At 64.6% G+C, this 19,601-nt stretch carries 13 protein-coding genes; 9 read left to right on the plus strand and 4 right to left on the minus strand.

Annotated features, from left to right (window positions below; genetic code table 11):
* Positions 1–18: 18 nt before the first annotated feature.
* On the minus strand, positions 19–684 hold the full coding sequence (locus tag ACVMB1_RS07415) for an HAD family hydrolase (RefSeq protein WP_253624073.1): 666 nt from the start codon (positions 682–684) through the stop codon (positions 19–21).
* Positions 681–1,943, minus strand: a complete 1,263-nt coding sequence (locus ACVMB1_RS07420; RefSeq protein ID WP_253624072.1) for a Tm-1-like ATP-binding domain-containing protein — start codon at positions 1,941–1,943, stop codon at positions 681–683. The genes ACVMB1_RS07415 and ACVMB1_RS07420 overlap by 4 nt, the downstream gene beginning before the upstream one ends.
* Before the next feature lie 217 nt (positions 1,944–2,160).
* On the opposite strand from ACVMB1_RS07420, the gene ACVMB1_RS07425 reads away from it, so the two are divergent.
* From ACVMB1_RS07425 to ACVMB1_RS07445, 5 genes are all read left to right on the plus strand, one after another.
* The gene (locus ACVMB1_RS07425) at positions 2,161–3,645 is read left to right on the plus strand and encodes an aldehyde dehydrogenase (protein ID WP_456815936.1); all 1,485 of its coding nucleotides are present in this window, start codon (positions 2,161–2,163) and stop codon (positions 3,643–3,645) included.
* Positions 3,642–5,030: a transaminase gene (locus ACVMB1_RS07430; protein ID WP_456815937.1), complete on the plus strand. Its 1,389-nt coding sequence runs from the start codon at positions 3,642–3,644 to the stop codon at positions 5,028–5,030. The genes ACVMB1_RS07425 and ACVMB1_RS07430 overlap by 4 nt, the downstream gene beginning before the upstream one ends.
* Entirely contained in the window at positions 5,030–5,827 is a 798-nt protein-coding gene (locus ACVMB1_RS07435; RefSeq protein WP_168858924.1) for an SDR family oxidoreductase, read from the plus strand. The genes ACVMB1_RS07430 and ACVMB1_RS07435 overlap by 1 nt, the downstream gene beginning before the upstream one ends.
* 53 nt (positions 5,828–5,880) lie before the next feature.
* Entirely contained in the window at positions 5,881–6,651 is a 771-nt protein-coding gene (locus ACVMB1_RS07440; protein WP_456815938.1) for an SDR family NAD(P)-dependent oxidoreductase, read from the plus strand.
* Positions 6,652–6,748: 97 nt separating this feature from the next.
* On the plus strand, positions 6,749–7,012 hold the full coding sequence (locus ACVMB1_RS07445; protein ID WP_076826182.1) for a hypothetical protein: 264 nt from the start codon (positions 6,749–6,751) through the stop codon (positions 7,010–7,012).
* A gap of 62 nt (positions 7,013–7,074) precedes the next feature.
* On the opposite strand, the gene ACVMB1_RS07450 is transcribed toward ACVMB1_RS07445, so the two are convergent.
* Positions 7,075–7,449, minus strand: coding sequence for a hypothetical protein (locus ACVMB1_RS07450; RefSeq protein WP_141339930.1), 375 nt, complete (start codon positions 7,447–7,449; stop codon positions 7,075–7,077).
* Positions 7,450–7,778: 329 nt separating this feature from the next.
* Here ACVMB1_RS07450 and ACVMB1_RS07455 point away from each other — a divergent pair, with 329 nt between their 5' ends.
* Entirely contained in the window at positions 7,779–8,363 is a 585-nt protein-coding gene (locus ACVMB1_RS07455) for a DUF3617 family protein (protein ID WP_158074169.1), read from the plus strand.
* A 265-nt stretch (positions 8,364–8,628) separates the two neighbouring features.
* Entirely contained in the window at positions 8,629–9,183 is a 555-nt protein-coding gene (locus tag ACVMB1_RS07460; protein WP_456815939.1) for a DUF3617 domain-containing protein, read from the plus strand.
* Between the two features lie 44 nt (positions 9,184–9,227).
* Here the strand turns inward: ACVMB1_RS07460 and ACVMB1_RS07465 are convergent, their stop codons facing one another.
* The gene (locus ACVMB1_RS07465) at positions 9,228–9,731 is read right to left on the minus strand and encodes a hypothetical protein (protein ID WP_253609349.1); all 504 of its coding nucleotides are present in this window, start codon (positions 9,729–9,731) and stop codon (positions 9,228–9,230) included.
* A 174-nt stretch (positions 9,732–9,905) separates the two neighbouring features.
* Here ACVMB1_RS07465 and ACVMB1_RS07470 point away from each other — a divergent pair, with 174 nt between their 5' ends.
* Both ACVMB1_RS07470 and ACVMB1_RS07475 read left to right on the plus strand, forming a co-directional pair.
* Positions 9,906–10,772: a hypothetical protein gene (locus tag ACVMB1_RS07470; protein WP_456848362.1), complete on the plus strand. Its 867-nt coding sequence runs from the start codon at positions 9,906–9,908 to the stop codon at positions 10,770–10,772.
* A complete protein-coding gene (locus ACVMB1_RS07475) occupies positions 10,666–19,584 on the plus strand; it encodes a DUF5801 repeats-in-toxin domain-containing protein (protein WP_456849877.1) in 8,919 nt (2,972 codons plus the stop codon). The genes ACVMB1_RS07470 and ACVMB1_RS07475 overlap by 107 nt, the downstream gene beginning before the upstream one ends.
* Positions 19,585–19,601: the final 17 nt, after the last annotated feature.

A 19,601-nucleotide genomic window follows, 5' to 3' on the forward strand; every position in this document is an offset into this window, starting at 1 on the left:
GCTTCGCTCGAAAGCGCTTTAGTCGAACTGCAGCCCGAAATGCCGCAGCGCCTCGCTGTAGGACGTGGCAGGATTGCGCACATCGAACAGCACCGTGCGCATGTTGCATGCGGCGGCGCCTGCGATGTTGCGGCGCTGGTCGTCGACGAAGACGCAATTGTCTGCCTCCAGCGCCAGTTCGTCCAGCACGCTTTGATAGGCGCGAGGGTCGGGTTTCAGGATTCCGGTATGCGTGGCATCGACGATGGTGTCGAAGCGCTTGAGGATGGAGAGGCGGCTGCGGAAATCGGCGCCGTAGAACAGGTCGAGCTCGTTCGAGAGGATGGCGAGCCGGTACCCGGCATCGGCGGCGAGGGTGATTGCGCGCGCTGCCTCGGGGCGGATCACGGTGTCGGGATCGGCGCCGCGCGCGCGTTTCACGAAGGTCTCCATGTCGCGCCAGTCCTCGCCGACCAGGCGCCCGACCTCGCGGCTGCGGGTCAGCCAGTAGTCGCGTTCCGAAATCTCGCCGAGCTGCATGCTCGTCCAGAGCGGATCGCTGTCGGGCGCGAACGGTCCGAGCCATTTCAGTGTGCAGGGGGCGAGTCCGAGCGTGCGCTCGGTCAGGTCGTGGGTCTCGAACAATGTCTTCGAGATTACCCCGCCGAAGTCGAGCACCAGCGCCTGGGCAAGCGGCCTCCTCATGCGGCAGCCGTGGTGCGGCCGCGAGGGACAATGCCGGCAGCGACCCATCGGTCGAAGATGCCGAGCACCGTTTCGTTGAATGCGGCGCTGTTGATGTGATCCTTGATCTCGTGCAGCTCGACCGGCGCCTGGATCGCCGATCGCATGGCGTCGACGAAGGCGGCGAGGGCGTCGGGATCGTGCAACGCTTCGCCTTCGCGATCCCATTGCTGGATGCCGCCGGCGGGCAGCACGAAGGCAACGGGAGCGTTGGCCTGGGACAGTTTCCCGGCAATCGCGCGGGCGATCCGTTGGCGATCGGTGGATCCCGACGTTGCCGACGCAAGCAGCCGGTTATGCGCGTGGAATGGACGATCCGACAGCTCGCTCGGAACCCCAAGCCATGCCGGGAAGTCGACCATGTCGATCGCCCCCGGCGCGACGATCTGTGGAATGCCGGCTCTGCCTGCATTCTCAAGCCTGTCAGCGCCGGAATTGACCACCGAGCCAGTGAGCTGGTTGGCGACCTCCTGCAGGCTGAGGTCCAGCACCGCGGCAAAGCCGCCTTGCGCGGCGATCGATTCCATCGCGCGGCCGCCCATGCCGGTGGTGTGGAAGACGACCACCTCGTAGCCGCGCCGCTCGAGCTGCGGCTTGAGCTCGACCATATAGCGTAGGCAGCTCTTGCCGAGCGAGGTGATCGCAACGACCGGCCGGTCTTTGCGCGGCCTGATTGCGCTTCTGGCGGCGCCGACGATCGCGCCGCAGGCTTGCGACAGCACGGCGGTGCAGGTGCCGTTGAGGCCGTAGAGACCGCCGGCCCATAGGATCATCATCAGATCGGCGGCGACGCGCTCGGGCGGGATCAGATGCGAGAAGGCGACGGTTGAGACGATCAGCTTCGGCAGGCCGAGCGGCAGCGCCTGCGCGACGTCGAGCGCAAGGTCGGTGCCCATCGTGCCGCCGATCGCGATCACGCCGTCGATGGCATCGCGCTCCGCGAGCGCGCGCGCCAGATTGGCGGCGCCGACCGCCATCAGTGACATCGCGGAATTCTCGTCGCCGCTCGATGTGATCGCCTCGATCGTGGTCTGTGCGGCGGCCGCCACCGCGTGCTTGTCATGTGCCGCCTGGTACGGCGGATCGCCGAGCACGCTGATGTCCATCATGACGGTTCGGCCACCGGCGCGCGCGATGCACTCGCTCATGAACAGCAGTTCGTCGGCCTTGGTGTCTCCCGTTCCGATCAGGAGAATGCGGGGCTGCGTCATCTCAGGCATGACCTTCGGCTCGCCGGCAGGCGTAAGGGATGGTGACAACCGGTTTGGATAACGCAGGCGGAGCGCTCGGCCATCGTGCGATCACGCTATGGGGGCGCGCCTTGCCGTGACATCCACCTATCGGTTGATTGCTGCCAAAGCCTTGATTTGGCGAGGATTGCGCGGTGCCAGCGGTCTCGCTCGGAAGCCGCCTTTGTCATCGTCATAATTGTCTCGCATGCAGCAAGCCCAGATCGATCGACTACGCGTGGCCGTCATTCCGGCTCAGCAGCTCTTCATCGGCGGCCGGCCGGCGCCGGCGATCAGCGAGGCGCGGCTTGATGTCGTGTCGCCGATCGACGGCAAGGTATTGACCAGCATAGCTGACGGCGACGTGGCCGATGTCGACGCCGCGGTCAGACATGCGCGGCAGGCCTTCGAGCAGGGCAGCTGGTCGCGTGCGGCGCCGGCGCAGCGCAAGAAGGTGTTGCTGCGGTTCGCCGATCTCATCGAGCGGCACGCGCTCGAGATTGCGGTGCTCGGCGTGCGCGACAACGGCACCGAGATCAGCATGGCCTACAAGGCCGAGCCGCTCTCGGCCGCCGGCACCATCCGGTACTACGCCGAGGCGATCGACAAGGTCTATGGCGAGATCGCGCCGACCTCAGGCGATGTGCTCGGGCTCGTGCATCGCGAGCCGCTTGGTGTCGTCGGCGTGATCGTGCCGTGGAATTTCCCGCTGATGATCGGAGCGTGGAAGATCGGCCCGGCGCTCGCCGCCGGAAATTCGGTCGTGGTCAAGCCGCCGGAGCTGGCGTCGCTGACGCTGTTGCGGCTTGCCGAACTCGCGACCGAGGCGGGGTTGCCGGACGGCGTGCTCAACGTCGTCACCGGCCGCGGCGCAACGGCCGGCGAAGCGCTCGCGCTGCACATGGATGTCGATGTGCTTGCCTTCACCGGCTCGGGTGCGGTGGGCCGGCGTCTCCTGGAATGCTCGGCGCGATCGAACTTGAAGCGCGTCCATCTCGAGCTTGGCGGCAAGTCGCCCAACATCGTGTTCGCCAATGTGCCCGACATCAAGCATGCGGCCAAGGTGTCCGCGAGCGGGATCTTCCGAAACTCCGGCCAGGTCTGCGTCGCCGGATCGCGGCTCCTGGTGCAGTCCTCGATCTATGATCGCTTCATGGCCGAGCTGCTTGACGCCACCGCGAAGCTCCGCGTCGGCGATCCCCTCGAATTGACCTCGGATATCGGCGCCATCGCGAGCAAACCGCAGCTAGGCAAGAATCTGGATGCCGTTGCCCATGCGGAAGCGGAGGGCGCGAAGCGGCTGATCGGCGGCGAGCGGATCCGCGTCGAGAGCGGCGGCAACTTCATGGCGCCTACGATCCTCACCGAGGTGACGCCTACGATGCAGGTCTGGTGCGAGGAAGTGTTCGGCCCGGTGCTCGCAGTCACGCGGTTCGAGGGCGAGGAAGATGCCACAGCGCTCGCCAATGCGACCCCCTATGGACTTGCGTCGGCGGTGTGGACCGCAAGTCTGTCGACGGCGCATCGTATGGTGCGCGCCATCAAGGCCGGCGTCGTGCACGTCAACGCCTATGGCGGCGCCGACATCACGGTGCCGCTCGGCGGCTTCAAGCAATCCGGCTTCGGACGCGACAAGTCGCTGCACGCCCTCGACGCCTATACCGACCTCAAGACCGCCTGGATCGCGCTATGACATCTTTGGCTGCCGAACGCGCCGGCGTTCTGAACCGATTGCTCGATGCCGAGCAGGAGCGCTTTCGCGCGCTGCACCCGCGCTCGGCCGCGGCCTGGCAGGAGGGAAGGCAGCATTATCTTTATGGCGGCCCGTCGCACTGGATGCGGCGCTGGGCCGGCGGCTTCCCTGTCTATGCCGAGGAGGCGCAGGGCGCGCATATCAGGGATATCGACGGACGCGACTACATCGATTTCTGCCTTGGCGACACCGGCGGCATGTGTGGGCACGCGCCCGAGGCGGTGACCGAGGCGGCGCTCGCTCAGCTCAAGCGTGGCGCGACCATGATGCTGCCGACGGAAGACAGTATCTGGGTCGGCGCTGAGCTGTCGCGGCGCTTCGGCCCGAAATACTGGACGCTGACGACGTCGGCGACCGACGCCAACCGTGCCGCGATCCGCATCTCGCGTATGATCACCGGCCGGCGCAAGGTGCTGGTGTTCTCCGGCTGCTATCATGGCGGCGTCGAGGAGGCGCATGTCGAGATCCGCGACGGCCGGGTCGGCCTGCGCAACATGATCCATCCCAACGGCATCGATCATGATGCGGTGAGCAGGGTCGTCGAGTTCAACGATGTCGCGGGCCTTGAGGCGGCACTTGCCCATGGCGACGTCGCCTGCGTGCTGACCGAGCCGCTGATGACAAATTTCGGCATGATCCCGGTCGATCCCGGTTTTCACCAAGCGTTGCGGGAGCTGACGCGCCGCGCCGGCACCGTCCTCATTATCGACGAGACCCACACGCTGTCCTGCGGGCCGGGTGGCTACACGAAGAGCCATGGACTCGAGCCCGACATCTTCGTCGCGGGCAAGGCGATCGCGGGCGGCATCCCTGCCGGCGTATTCGGTCTCAGCCAGGAGATCGCCGAGCGGCTCTGGAAACTCGTTCCCCACGTCAATCCGCGCGAGCGGCAGTCGGCGCATCTTGGATTCGGCGGCACGCTTGCCGGCAACGCGCTGACGGTCGCGACCATGCGCGCGGTGCTGGAGAAGGTGCTGACCTCTGCGAATTACGAGCGGATGATCGGAACCGCGACCTGGCTTGCGCAGGAAGCGCGCCGGCTGATCGCGGCGGCCGGTCTGCCCTGGCACGTCACGCAGATCGGCGCGCGCGCCGAGATCATGTTCATGCCGCAGCCGCCACGCAGCGGCGCCGACGTCATTGCTGGCCGGCAACCCGATCTCGAGACCCTGCTGCATGCGTTCTACATCAACGAGGGCATTCTGGTGACCCCGTTCCACACCATGCTGCTGATGTGTCCGGCGACGTCCGCGCGCGACGTCGACACACACACGGCGGTGTTGGCGCGGTTCATCGACTTGCTGCGCGGCGCAGGAGCGATCTGATGCAGGTGCCTCCGTTCAATCTTGACGGCCGCATCGCCATCGTCACCGGCGGGGGCAGGGGGATCGGCGCCGCCATCGTGAGACGGCTCGCGGAGGCCGGCGCGACCGTGGTGATCGCCAACCGGACGCTTGATGTGGCCGAGGCGTTGGCGCGCGAATTGACGGCCGATGGACGGGCGGCCTATTGCGTCCCGTTCGACCGGCTGGACCGCAGTAGCTTGCGCGCGATGGTCGATCGCGTCGCTGCTCAATATGGCCGGCTCGATATCGTCGTGCACAATGCCGGCGGCTGTCCGTGGTCATCGCTTGAAGAGCTTGACGAAGCCAAACTTGAGGACACGCTGGCGCTTAACCTCAACGCCAGCATCTGGCTCGCGCAGGCCGCAATTCCGCACATGCGTGCCGTCAGGTTCGGGCGCATCCTCGTGACATCCTCGGTCTCCGCGCGCGTCGCGATGGGCGGCGGCGCGCATTACTCGGCGGCGAAGGCCGGCGTCAACGCATTCATCCGCGGCGCCGCCTTCGAGCTCGCGCGCGACGGCATCACGGTCAACGGCGTCGAGGCCGGCTTCATCGAAAAGCCGGGCCGCGGCACCATGAGCGCGCCGGAGAACAAGGCGAAGCTCGAGCGCTTCATTCCGATGGGGCACATGGGTAGCGCCGACGACATCGCCTGCGCGATGCTCTATCTCGCCTCCACCGAGGCCAAATACGTCACCGGGCAGACCATCGTCGTCGATGGCGGCTCGACGCTGCCGGAGACCGGATTTGCCGTCGAACGGCAGTGGGGAGTCTAGATGAGCATGGTCTTTTCGGAAAAACGGTTTCCACTTTTCCCGATCATGCCCTGATGCCGCGGCTCGACGGAAAGACGGCGCTGGTGACCGGCGCAGCCACGGGGATCGGCCGGGCGACGGCGGCGCTGCTGGCGTTGAGCGGCGCGCGCGTCGTGCTGTTCGGGCTCGGTGAGGCAGAGCTCCAGACCGCCGCGGCGGAGTGCGGAGGGCAGGCGGTCCATGGCGACGTCACGCGTCCGGACGACATCGCCAACGCCGTCGCCGCCTGCGGGGCGTGGCTCGACATCGTGGTCAACGCCGCAGGTCTGATCGTGCCGGATCAGCCCGCCAGCGTCTCCGACGAGGTCTGGGTCAGGACGCTCGATGTCAACCTCACGGGGACCATGCGGGTCTGCCGGGCATCGCTGCCGCTGCTCCGGCAGCGCGGCGGCGCGATCGTGAACGTCGCCTCGGTTGCCGCGTTCAATGCCAGCCCGGACAGCGCAAGCTACGCCGCCAGCAAGGCGGCCGTCGTCGCCTATACGCGCTCGCTGGCCTACGCGCACGGCGCCGACGGCATCCGCGCCAATGCGGTGGCGCCGGGCTGGGTGCGCACGCCGATGAGCGCCCATGAAATGCAGCTGCTTGCGGACCAGAACGGCACCACTGTCGATGCCGAGATTCGCGGCGTCGAACGACGCATTGCCCTGGGACGGATGGCCGAGCCCGCCGAGATCGCCGCGTGCTGCCTGTTTCTGGCCTCCGACGAGGCGTCCTTCGTGACCGGCGCGGTGCTGGTCGCCGACGGCGGCGGCCGCGCGCCGACGCAGAATCGCGCGGTGTAGGCGGCCGGTTGGCGTCTCGGGCAGGCGGCCGGCACCTTGATAACGACCGGCGGATTTGGCACTCTCGTGCGGTCACGTCATTCGATCGAGGGGCGTTATGAACAAGTCATTTTCCGTGATCATTGCCGCGGCCGCTTCAATCGTCGTTCTGTCTTCGACGGCGGCGCGATGCGGCGACTACTATCCGTTTGGCGATCCGCCGTACCGGCTGGACTACGTGCAAGAGCCCCAGATCGTATCGGGCTGCTGGAAATGGAATTGGCAGCTGTACCAGTGGCAGGACTACTGCCCGGTCTACGTCAATCCGAAGGCGTATATGTTCTCGCGCTCGTCGCGCGTCGTGCTCCGCACCAAGGGGTGAGGAGAGTTCGGCTGCTTGAGGTGCTCTGCGTCACGCCCGTTGCAGCGACGCAGAGCGCGCCCTCATGAATGCGCGATGGTGCACGCCACCTGGTGGCGCTTGCCGAAGTTGAGCAGCGCGTTTTCCCGGAAGCCGTCCAGCCAGACGCCGCGGCCCGCATAGCGATAGCCGACGCCCATCGGAACGTGCCGCACATGGATGCCGCCACGGCCGGTGAGCAGGGAGGCCGTGACCACTTCGCCCTCGACCGACACAGCGCGCGGGCACAGCGGATATTGATGGCCGTTCTCGCAGGTGAAGACGATCTCGGTGCAGGTGCCGACCGGTGCTTTTGTGACCAGGCCAAGGTCCGCTGCCGCCGCCGGCCCGGAGCTGCCGAACGACGTTGCACCCAACGCCAAAATGCCTGCGACCGTGTAGCCAAACCGAATACGCATCAGTGCCCCCTCGTCCAGCGATAGGCTAAGTAATTGAAGAAAATATCTCGCGCTAAATGAGCAAAAAAAACCTCTGAGGTCAAACCTCTCTGCCCAATGCGGTGCGGGGGAGATCGGCCGGCGCCATCGCGAATGGCGTGTCAGGTGTTGCAAGTTTGCTGCAGTAAGTCTGAATTCGGCTGCAAGCTGCCCGGTAGCGTTAATGCGCCTTTACTGGCCACAATTCGCCCTGCAAGTGGTGTGATGTATTGAGTCGTGTTCCGGAGATTGCTTCAATGCGCTGACCGGATCGCATCACGAACGCATTCGGACGGACATCGGGGGTGGGAATGGACTTCCGTGGTGGCATTGCACGTTCGCTACTGACCCTGATGATTGTCTCATTGCCTGCGCTGGCAGCTCATGCACAGACTCAGGCTCCTCAACCGGCGAACGGCCGGGCAGCGGCGGCGCAGCCGGCTCAGGGCGATCAAGCCTTTTCTGGCCCGAGCTTCCGCAAAGGTCTGTGGCGCTTCGTGCGAACGCTCGATGTGGTCAGGACGGCCAACAAGAACTTCAAGTATCGGATGGTCAACGCGGAGACGACGCGCTGCGTCGACCCGACCCACGCCATGAAGGCGACCTTTGCCTCGGGATCGATCGGAAGCTGCGTCTCGGACAAGCCGGAGAAGGTCGGTAATCAATACACCTTCGGACACCGCTGCGATTACATGGGGACAGTCAGCACCGTCATCACCGTGCGCAGCGACGAGGCCTATACCGAGCTGAACGAGATCAGCACCGGAGAGCATCCCCGGACCGACACGGTCGTCGCGACAAGGATCGGCGACTGCGACGACGGTAGCGCGGCCAAGATTGAGGCCAAGTCCGAGGCCAAGACTGACAAGTCCGCTGCGGCGGCTTTGCAGCACTAGCTGGCAATCAAACGGCAGTGGCGGCGGACGAGGCGTCCATTTGTCCCCGACGACGCAGCGCTGCGCTTCCTTTCGCGCCGAAGCTGCCTCGGCCTGAAGCAACCGGGCATTCACCGTGTTTGGCGCAAGAGCTCGTGAGAGCGTCGAGGAAAGGCCAAGCATTTACGGGGTCTTAACACGAAATGCTCCTGAATGATGTGAGGTTGGACGTGCTTCAAGCGAAGTCACGCGATCCGCGTCAATCGGCCGGTTAGGGATTCAATAAATGACATCGCGTGAGGGCTTCGCCCCGTCGAAGATCTTCGCATCCGCGCTTGGCGTCGTGACCGCGCTTTCCGTGTTCGTGCTCGCCTCCCCGAGCGCCATGGCGGAGGAGGGATTCAGCGGGCCGACCTTCCGAAAGGGAATGTGGCGCTTCGTGCGGACGCTGGAAATCGCCACGTCCTGGAACGTCCGGCAAACGCTGCTCGAGCGCGAAATGACGCGCTGTGTCGATCCAACGCAGGCGATGAAGGCGACTTTCTCGACCCCGTCCGTTGGAAATTGCCACTCTTCGCGGCCGGAGAAGATCAACAACAAATACGTCTTCTCCAACCGCTGCGACTATCTCGGGCCGGTCAGCACCGTCATCACGGTTCTCAGCGACGAGGCCTATACCGAGGTCAACAAGACCAATGTTGGTCAGGCGCCGCGGACCGACCGCGTGGTTGCCCGCCGAATCAGCGATTGCCACGAGGATAGAGCTTCGCTCAGCCAGCCGGCCTCCGCACCGAGCGAGGTGTCATTGCAGCAGGACGAAGCCGAGGGCGAGCCGCTGTAAGGCGATTGGTCGGCGCGCGGGCCTCAGATCGCCGGCAACACCCATCAGATCTTCTGCTGCCCGCCTGGTGCACTCACCTTGACGGTGATCTTCTGAATTTCGGTTCGACCGCCCTGATACTTAACCTCGATGGTCAGGGCGTCGTCGCCGAGAAATTCCGGCGGCGCCTTGTAGAAGGCGACATAGGCCGGCACCTCGAGCGCCAAACAGGCCTTGTAATTGGTGGCCTTCGCCTTCGCCGACTTCACCACAACCTTTCCGGCAGCCGGCGCAGTGACCAGGCGGATGGTCGGCAGCGGCCCCGACGTGCAATCAGGTAACACGTTGAGATAGAGGCCAATCTGGGTGTCCCGGTTGGCCAGGGCGCGAACCTGGCGCTCCACCGTGGTCTCCTGCGGGACAGGTTGTGCAGGGGCTTGCGCGGCCGCCGCGCCGAAACATCCCCAAATCAGGACAGCGGCACACGCCTGAAGAATCACCCGCATCGACTGCTGCTCCAAATCGCCGGGAAGGACGAACGGGGCCGGGGAAATACTGCCTTTGGCCAAGTTAATCCGGCTAAGCCGTTGTTCTTTCAGCTTCGACCTGTCCGATCTTTACCACACTTCCACGGAAAGCATTGATTAACCAAATACATTTCTTGACCGCGGGGAGGGTTAACAATAGCCTAAAACTAAATTTTTCTACAACTTTTCCTCTAATCGCATTTTGCGGAGTTGATAATGCAGGGTTCGTTTCAGGTCGCTCAGGCAACCGGCACCGGCAATTCCACCAATTCGGCTCCCGTACGAATTTACAAGCTGACCAAGCCGCTGACCGATCAGGCGGTGGTCGTCAATCTTGGATACGACCAGAAGGTGAAGGTCGACTTTTCGTCGATCGCCAATGAAAAGATCACGCTGGTTCACGTCGGCGAAAAGCTGATAATCCTGTTCGACAACCAGTCGACCGTCACGGTTGAGCCGTTCTTCGACTCCCGTGCGGATGGACTGAAGAATGTCACGATCGAGATGGCGCCGGGGCGCGAGGTCTCGGTCCAGGAATTCGCGACCCTTTTTCCGATCAGCACGGACGCCTCCGTGTTGCCGGCGGCCGACAATGGCGGCAACTCGAACGGCAACGCGCAGGCGAGCGGCGCGAATTTCAGTCCGTTCGCGATTGATCCGTTAGCTCCTGTGCCGACCAACGTGTTGGCGCCGCAGGAAGAGTTGCCGAACCTCGTGACCCCTGTGCCGCCGACCGGCTTCGTGCTGGGCATTGCTCCGCCTCCGACCATTTCCGGCAACCCCCTGTCGGCGCTGATTGTCGACGAGAGCTTCCTGACTGCGGCCACCAACCATGGTGTCGCCGGTTCGGGGCTCGGACCCGCAGGGGCAAACGGTCGCGTCTGTGCAGGTGTCGTTCAACGTCACGGTACCGGGCGGCCAGCAGTTGCTGACCTATGCGCTGTCGGTCACGACCCCGAACGAAGATTCCGGTCTGATCGATTCGGCGACCGGTCAGCACGTTCTGCTGACGGTCAACGCGGCCGGCGTCGTGGAAGGGCGCACGGCGATCAGTGGCGATCTGGTCCTCACGGTCTCGGTTGACGCCGCGGGTCATGTGACGCTGACCGATCTGCGCGCGGTTCATGAGGCAACACCGGGCAACTTCAATGAAGGGATCACGCTGGCATCGGGTCTGATCACGCTGACCGCCACCGTGACTGACAACAACAATCAGTCGGCAAGTGCGAGCGTCGATGTCGGCTCGCATCTGACGATCCTTGACGATGGTCCGGTGGCGGGCACGGTGACCGGCGCGACCGACACGCTGGTGCTGGACGAAACGCGTCCTGTCGGCAGCGACACCGCGGGCGGCACGACGCCGACCGGCCTCGCCAGCGTGACGGCTGACTTCTCCAACAACTTCACCGGCGGCAGCTACGGCGCCGACGGCGCCGGCAGCACTGCCTACACGCTGCATCTCACCGGCACGAACGTGGCCTCGGGCCTCTATGCGCTGGATCCGACCGACACCAACCCGGCCCATTTCGGGCAGGGTGCGCAGATCGTGCTGAACCAGTCCGGTGACACCATCACCGGCTCGGCGAACGGCACGACCTACTTCACAATCACGATCAACGAGACGACCGGGATCGTGACCTTCACCCAGGTCAACAATATCTGGCATGCCGATCCGACCAACCCGGATGACGCGGCGACGTTGACCCTCTCCAGCGCCAGCCTGCTGCAGGTGGTGCAGACCATCACTGACGTGGACGGCGACAGCGTGGCAACGCCGATCAACCTCGGTGGCGGCGTGTTCACAATTCAGGACAGCGGTCCGACGGCCGGCACGGTGATCGAGAAGGAAGGGCCGGCGGAAACGCTGGTGCTGGACGAGTCGCGCCCGGTCGGCAGCGACACGCCGGGCGGCTTTGCGCCGAGCGGGCTTGCCAGCGTGACGGCGGACTTCTCCCACGACTTCACGTCCGGCAGCTACGGCAGCGACGGACCCGGCCATACGGCCTACGCGCTGAAGCTCACCGGCTCGAACGTGGCCTCGGGTCTCTACGCGCTGGATCCGACCGACACGACCACTGCTGACGGCGACGGTATCGGACAGGGCGCCCAGATCGTCCTCAACCAGTCCGGCAACACGATCACCGGCTCGGCCGGCGGGACGACGTATTTCACCATCACGATTGATCCGTCGACCGGGATCGTCACCTTCACGCAGTCGAACAACGTCTGGCATTCTGATCCGAAGAATCCGGACGATCCGGCAACGCTAACGCTGTCGAGCCCCAGCCTGCTGCAGGTGGTGCAGACCATCACCGACGCGGACGGCGACAGCGTGTCGACGCCGCTCGATGTCGGCACCCGTGTGTTCACGATCCAGGACAGCGGCCCGACCGCCGGCACGGTGACCGGCGCGACCGATACCCTGGTGCTGGACGAAACGCGTCCTGCCGGCAGCGACACCGCGGGCGGCACGGCGCCGACCGGCCTTGATTCCGTGACGGCAGACTTCTCCAACAACTTCACGCCCGGCAGCTATGGCAGCGACGGCCCGGGCCACACGACCTACACGCTGAACCTCGCCGGCGCGAATGTGACGTCCGGTCTGTACGCACTTGATGCGACCGATACGACCACCGCCGACGGCGACGGCATCGGGCAGGGTGCGCAGATTCTGCTGAACCAGGTCGGCAACACCATCACCGGCTCGGCTGGCGGCACCAATTACTTCACGATCACGATCGACCCCTCGACCGGGATCGTGACGTTCACCCAGCTCAACAACATCTGGCACTCCGATCCGACCAACCCGGATGACGCCGCGACGCTGACGCTGTCTGGCGCCAATCTGCTGCAGGTGGTGCAGACCATCGTCGATGCCGACGGCGACAGCGTGACGACGCCGCTCGATGTCGGCACCGGCGTGTTCACGATCCAGGACAGCGGCCCGAGCGCCGGCACGGTGATCGCGGCGGCGGATACGTTGGTGCTGGACGAAACCCGTCCTGTCGGCACCGACACTGCGGGCGGCGCCACGCCGACCGGCCTCGACACCGTCACGGCGGACTTCTCCAACAACTTCTCGGCCGGCAGCTACGGCAGCGACGGCGCGGGCAACACGGCCTACACGCTGAAGCTAACCGGCGTGAATGTGGCCTCCGGTCTCTATGCGCTCGATCCGACCGACACCGACCCGACCCACTTCGGCCAAGGTGCGCAGATCGTGCTGAACCAATCCGGTGACACCATCACCGGCTCGGTCGGCGGGACCACCTACTTCACGATCACGATCGACGAGACGACCGGGATCGTGACGTTCACCCAGCTCAACAACATCTGGCACGCCGATTCGACCAACCCGGATGACGCCGCGACGCTGACCCTGTCGGGCGCGAACCTGCTTCAGGTGGTGCAGACCATCACCGATGCGGACGGCGACAGCGTGTCGACGCCGCTCGATGTCGGCACCGGTGTGTTCACGATCCAGGACAGCGGCCCGACGGCGGGCACGGTGACAGGTCCGACCGACACCCTTGTGCTGGACGAGACGCGGCCTGTCGGCACCGACACCGCAGGCGGCACCGCGCCGACCGGCCTCGATACCGTGACGGCGGACTTCTCCAACAACTTCACCGGCGGCAATTATGGCAGCGACGGTGCGGGCAACACGGCCTACACGCTGAAGCTGACCGGCGCCAACGTCGCCTCCGGCCTTTATGCGCTGGATCCGACCGACACCGATCCGACCCATTTCGGGCAGGGTGCGCAGATTCTGCTGAACCAGGTCGGTGACACCATCACCGGCTCGGCTGGCGGCACCAACTACTTCACGATCACGATCGACGAGACGACCGGCATCGTGACGTTCACCCAGCTCAACAACATCTGGCATTCCGATCCGACCAACCCGGACGATTCTGCGACGCTGACGCTGTCGGCGGCCAACCTGCTGCAGGTGGTGCAGACCATCACCGATGCGGACGGCGACCACGTGTCGACGCCGCTCGATGTCGGCACCGGTGTGTTCACCATTCAGGACAGCGGCCCGACGGCGAGCGCGCTGTCCGGCGCAACGGACACGCTCGTGCTCGACGAGACGCGGCCTGCCGGCACCGACACCGCAGGCGGCACGGCGCCGACCGGCCTTGCCAGCGTCACGGCGGATTTCTCGAACGGCTTCGCCGGCGGCAGCTATGGCAGCGATGGCCCGGGCAATTCGGCCTACACGCTGAAGCTCACCGGCGCCAATGTCGCGTCCGGCCTGTATGCGCTGGATCCGACCGACACCGACCCGACCCATTTCGGGCAGGGTGCGCAAATTCTGCTGAATCAGGTCGGCAACACGATCACCGGCTCGGTCGGCGGCACCGATTACTTCACGATCGCTATCGATTCCTCGACCGGGATCGTGACCTTCACCCAGCTCAACAACATCTGGCACTCCGATCCGACCAACCCGGATGACGCCGCGACGCTGACGCTGTCGCGTCCGGAAATCCTGCAATTGGTGCAGACCATCACCGATGCCGACGGCGACAGCGTGACGACGTCGCTCAACCTCGGCTCCGGTGTGTTCACAATCCAGGACAGCGGCCCGACCGCCGGCACAGTGATCGCGGCGGCGGATACGTTGGTTCTGGACGAGACCCGTCCCGTCGGCACGGATACGGCGGGCGGCACGGCGCCGACCGGCCTCGACACCGTGACGGCAGACTTCTCGAACAACTTCTCAGCCGGCAGCTATGGCAGCGACGGTGCGGGCAACACGACCTACACGCTGAAGCTGACCGGTGCCAACGTGGCGTCCGGCCTCTTTGCGCTCGAAGCGACCGACACGACCACCGCCGACGGCGATGGCATCGGGCAGGGCGCGCAGATTCTGCTGAACCAGGTCGGCAACACCATCACCGGCTCGGTCGGCGGCACCGATTACTTCACGATCACGATCGACCCCTCGACCGGTATCGTCACCTTCACCCAGCTCAACAACATCTGGCATTCCGATCCGACCAATCCGGACGATTCTGCGACGCTGACGCTGTCGGCTGCCAATCTGCTGCAGGTGGTGCAGACCATCACCGACGCGGACGGCGACAGCGTGACAACGCCGCTCGACGTCGGCACCGGCGTGTTCACGATCCAGGATAGCGGCCCGACGGCGGGCACGGTGACAGGTCCGACCGACACTTTGGTGCTGGACGAGACCCGTCCTGTTGGCAGCGACACCGCAGGCGGCACGGCGCCGACCGGGCTCGATACCGTGACGGCGGACTTCTCCAACAACTTCACCGGCGGCAACTACGGCAGCGATGGTGCGGGCAACACGTCCTACACGCTGAAGCTGACCGGCGTGAACGTGGCCTCCGGCCTCTATGCGCTCGATCCGACCGACACCGACCCGACCCATTTCGGGCAGGGTACGCAGATCGTGCTCAACCAGGTCGGTGACACCATCACCGGCTCGGCGAACGGCACGACCTACTTCACGATCACGATCAACGAGACGACCGGGATCGTGACGTTCACCCAGGTCAACAATATCTGGCACTCCGATCCGACCAATCCGGACGATTCTGCGACGCTGACGCTGTCGGCGGCCAATCTGCTGCAGGTGGTGCAGACCATCACCGACGCGGACGGCGACAGCGTGACGACGCCGCTCGACGTCGGCACCGGTGTGTTCACGATCCAGGACAGCGGTCCGACCGCGGGCACGGTGACCGGCCCGACCGACACCTTGGTGCTGGACGAGACCCGTCCCACCGGAACGGATACTGCCGGCGGCACGGCGCCGACCGGGCTCGACACCGTGACGGCGGACTTCTCCAACAACTTCACCGCCGGCAGCTACGGTAGTGATGGTGCTGGGTCGACGACCTACACGCTGAAGCTGACCGGTGCGAACGTCGCCTCCGGCCTCTATGCGCTGGATCCGACCGACACCGACCCAACCCATTTCGGCCAAGGTACGCAGATCGTGCTCAACCAGGTCGGTGACACCATCACCGGCTCGGCGAACGGCACGACCTACTTCACGATCACGATCAACGAGACGACCGGGATCGTGACGTTCACCCAGGTCAACAATATCTGGCACTCCGATCCGACCAATCCGGACGATGCCGCGACGCTGACCCTGTCGGCCGCGAACCTGCTGCAGGTGGTGCAGACCATCACCGATGCGGACGGCGACAGCGTGACGACGCCGATCAACGTCGGCACCGGCGTGTTCACGATCCAGGACAGCGGTCCGACCGCGGGCACGGTAACCGGCCCGACCGACACCTTGGTGCTGGACGAGACCCGTCCCGTTGGCAGCGACACCGCAGGCGGCACAGCGCCGACCGGGCTCGACACCGTGACGGCGGACTTCTCCAATAACTTCACCGCCGGCAGCTACGGCAGCGATGGTGCTGGGTCGACGACCTACACGCTGAAGCTGACGGGCTTGAACGTGGCCTCCGGCCTCTATGCGCTCGATCCGACCGACAAGACCGCCGGTGACGGCGACGGCATCGGACAGGGAACGCAGATCGTGCTCAACCAGGTCGGTGACACCATCACCGGCTCGGCGAACGGCACGACCTACTTCACGATCACCATCAATGAGACGACCGGGATCGTGACGTTCACGCAGGTCAACAACATCTGGCACTCCGATCCGAACAACCCGGACGATGCGGCGACGCTGACACTGACGCGCCCTGAGTTGCTGCAGGTGGTGCAGACCATCACGGATGCGGACGGCGACAGCGTGACGACACCGCTCAACCTCGGCACCGGCGTGTTCACGATCCAGGACAGCGGCCCGACGGCAGGTACGGTGACCGGTCCGACCGATACGCTCGTGCTGGACGAGACGCGTCCTGTCGGCAGTGACACCGCGGGCGGCACAGCGCCGACCGGGCTCGACACCGTGACGGCGGATTTCTCCAACAACTTCACCGGCGGCGGCTACGGCAGCGACGGTGCTGGCAGCACGACGTATACGCTGAAGCTCACCGGTGCGAACGTGGCCTCCGGCCTCTATGCGCTCGATCCGACCGACAAGACCGCCGGCGACGGCGATGGTATCGGACAGGGTGCGCAGATTCTGCTGAACCAGGTCGGCAACACCATCACCGGCTCGGTTGGCGGCACCAACTACTTCACGATCACGATCGATCCTTCGACCGGCATCGTGACCTTTGCTCAGCTTAACAATATCTGGCACTCCGATCCGACCAACCCGGACGATGCGGCGACGCTGACGCTGTCGGCTGCCAATCTGCTGCAGGTGGTGCAGACCATCACCGATGCGGACGGCGACAGCGTTTCGACGTCGCTGAACCTCGGCACCGGCGTGTTCACGATCCAGGACAGCGGTCCGACCGCCGGCACGGTGACCGGCCCGACCGACACGCTCGTGCTCGACGAGACGCGTCCTGTTGGCACCGACACCGCGGGCGGCACGGCGCCGAACGGGGTTGTTTCCGTGACGGCGAACTTCTCCGACAACTTCACCGGCGGTAGCTATGGCAGCGACGGTGCTGGTTCGACGACCTACACGCTGAAGCTGACGGGCTCGAACGTGGCCTCCGGCCTCTATGCGCTCGATGCGACCGACAAGACTGCCGGCGACGGCGATGGTATCGGACAAGGTGCGCAGATTCTGCTGAACCAGTCCGGCAACACCATCACCGGTTCGGTTGGCGCGACGACCTACTTCACGATCGCCATTGATCCCGCAACCGGGATCGTGACCTTCACCCAAGTCAACAACATCTGGCACTCCGATCCGAACAATTCGGACGATGCGGCGACGCTGACGCTCTCGAGCGCCAATCTGCTGCAGGTGGTGCAGACCATCGTCGATGCCGACGGCGACAGCGTGTCGACGCCGCTCGACCTCGGCACCGGCGTGTTCACAATCCAGGACAGCGGCCCGACGGCGCCGACAGCGACGGTCAGCGCAGCTACGATCGGCGTGGACGAGACGCCCGGCGTGCAGACCACCGGCGGCGCGAGCGACGTGCTCGGCTCCACTGCGATCACGTTCAACGGTGCCGCCAGCACTGTCGCCGCGCTGTTCAGCACGGTTGCGAACAAGGGCGTCGACACCGATGTGTCGGCAGCGTCGCTTGACAACGGCGCGCTCAGCTTTGCCTCGACGGGCGCGAGCAGCATCCTGACGGTGGCCGGGGGCAGCTTCGGCTCTGACGGCGCGGGGTCTACGACCTATGCGTTGAGCGTCCTCAGCGCTGCGTCAGGCCTGACATTGACGGATGGCACAGGGATCGAGCTGTCGCTGGATGCCAGCGGCCGGATCATCGGTACTGTGGGCAACGATGCCGCCAACCCCAGCCTGACGGGCCAAACGGCGTTCGCGATCGCCATCGATCCGATCACCGGTCAGCTCTATGTGGCGGACTATCTCTCGCTCCACCACAACAGCACCGCCAGTCCGAACGATCTGCTGACGATGACGGCCGGCAAGATCGGCGCGACGGTCACGTTGACGGACGCCGATGGCGATCATGTGACGGCCACCGCCGACATCAGCACTCATATCAGCTTCCTCGACGACGGCCCGAGTTTCGGCACGATCGAGCATGGAATCATTGCCGATTACGCGGGAATGTCCGTGCTAGGTAACCTACCCGTGTTCTCCGGCGCCGATGGTTTTGGCGCATATGACTTCACCTTGACTGGAAACACGGCGCCGGCCGGCCTGACGTTCAATGGCCAGGCCGTGCACTATTCCATCGACGCATTTGGACAGAATTTGACGGCCTATATCGGTGCGGCCCCATCGGCAGCGAATAATATCTTCACGCTGACTCTGGATGACACAACCGGTCACTACCTGTTCACATTGCTTCAGCCATTCACGGAGACAACGATCCAGAATGTCGGCAGTTCATCCGCCTTCGGCTCGGGACCCTCGCAAGAGCAGATTCTTTCCTCGAGCACCGATCAGCTGGCGGTTGTTTCGGGCACGGCCTCCGGCGGTGCTCAAGGCAGCGTGAACGGATCGACCAATGGTTGGGGCGTCGGCAACAACAACTTCGATCCCAACGAAAAGCTGCTGTTTGACTTCACGGACGGCGCAAGCGCCAGCCCCGGCGGCAACGCGGGGTTCCATCCTCCAGCACACGAATCGGTCGCGAACTACACGTTCAGCGGTTACAAAGCCGGCGACGACATTCACTACGTCGTCTCCTATTGGGACGGAGTGCACGCCGCCTCGATCACATCGGTCTCCGGTGATTTCGATCCTTCCACCCACACCACGGTCGCCACCGAATGGTCGACGCCCACAGCGCCGGCCGGCCTGCAGCTCTACACTGTCCAGTTCACGGACGTGACAGGCAGCGGCAAGGTCGACCTGGTTGGCGTCGGAGTTTCGTCCACCACGAACGTCTCCGAGGATCTGAGCTTCAACGTGTCGACGATTGACGGTGACGGCGACACTGCGTCGAGCACTATCAGTATCAACATCAATGGCACCGCGACCCTGCTGGGCACGGCCGGCAATGATGTCATTGTCGCCGGACCAACCAACGAGACGCTCACTGGCAATGGTGGGGACGACAAGTTTGTTCTCAATCTCAGCGCCCACGATATCATCAGTGATTTCAACAGCGGTGATACGCTCCTTCTCGACGTGGCCGGTCTGAGCCTGCCGACGGGCGTTTCAAACGCCCTTACGGCTGGTCAATTCACGTCATCGGCAGTCACCGGCGGGACCGAGAACAACGCGAGCGCCTGGAACGAAAGCGCAAGCACGAACAAATTCTTCTTCAACAATACGACCCATGAGCTCTGGTACTCGGCAAATGGCACCGGCTCCGACAAGGTGGACCTCGCACATGTGAGCACCGGCTTGCCGGCGGCCACGAACGTTCATATTTTCTAGGCTAGGCTTGCAGCAAA

It is taken from the genome of Bradyrhizobium sp. USDA 4504 (genome assembly GCF_054063995.1).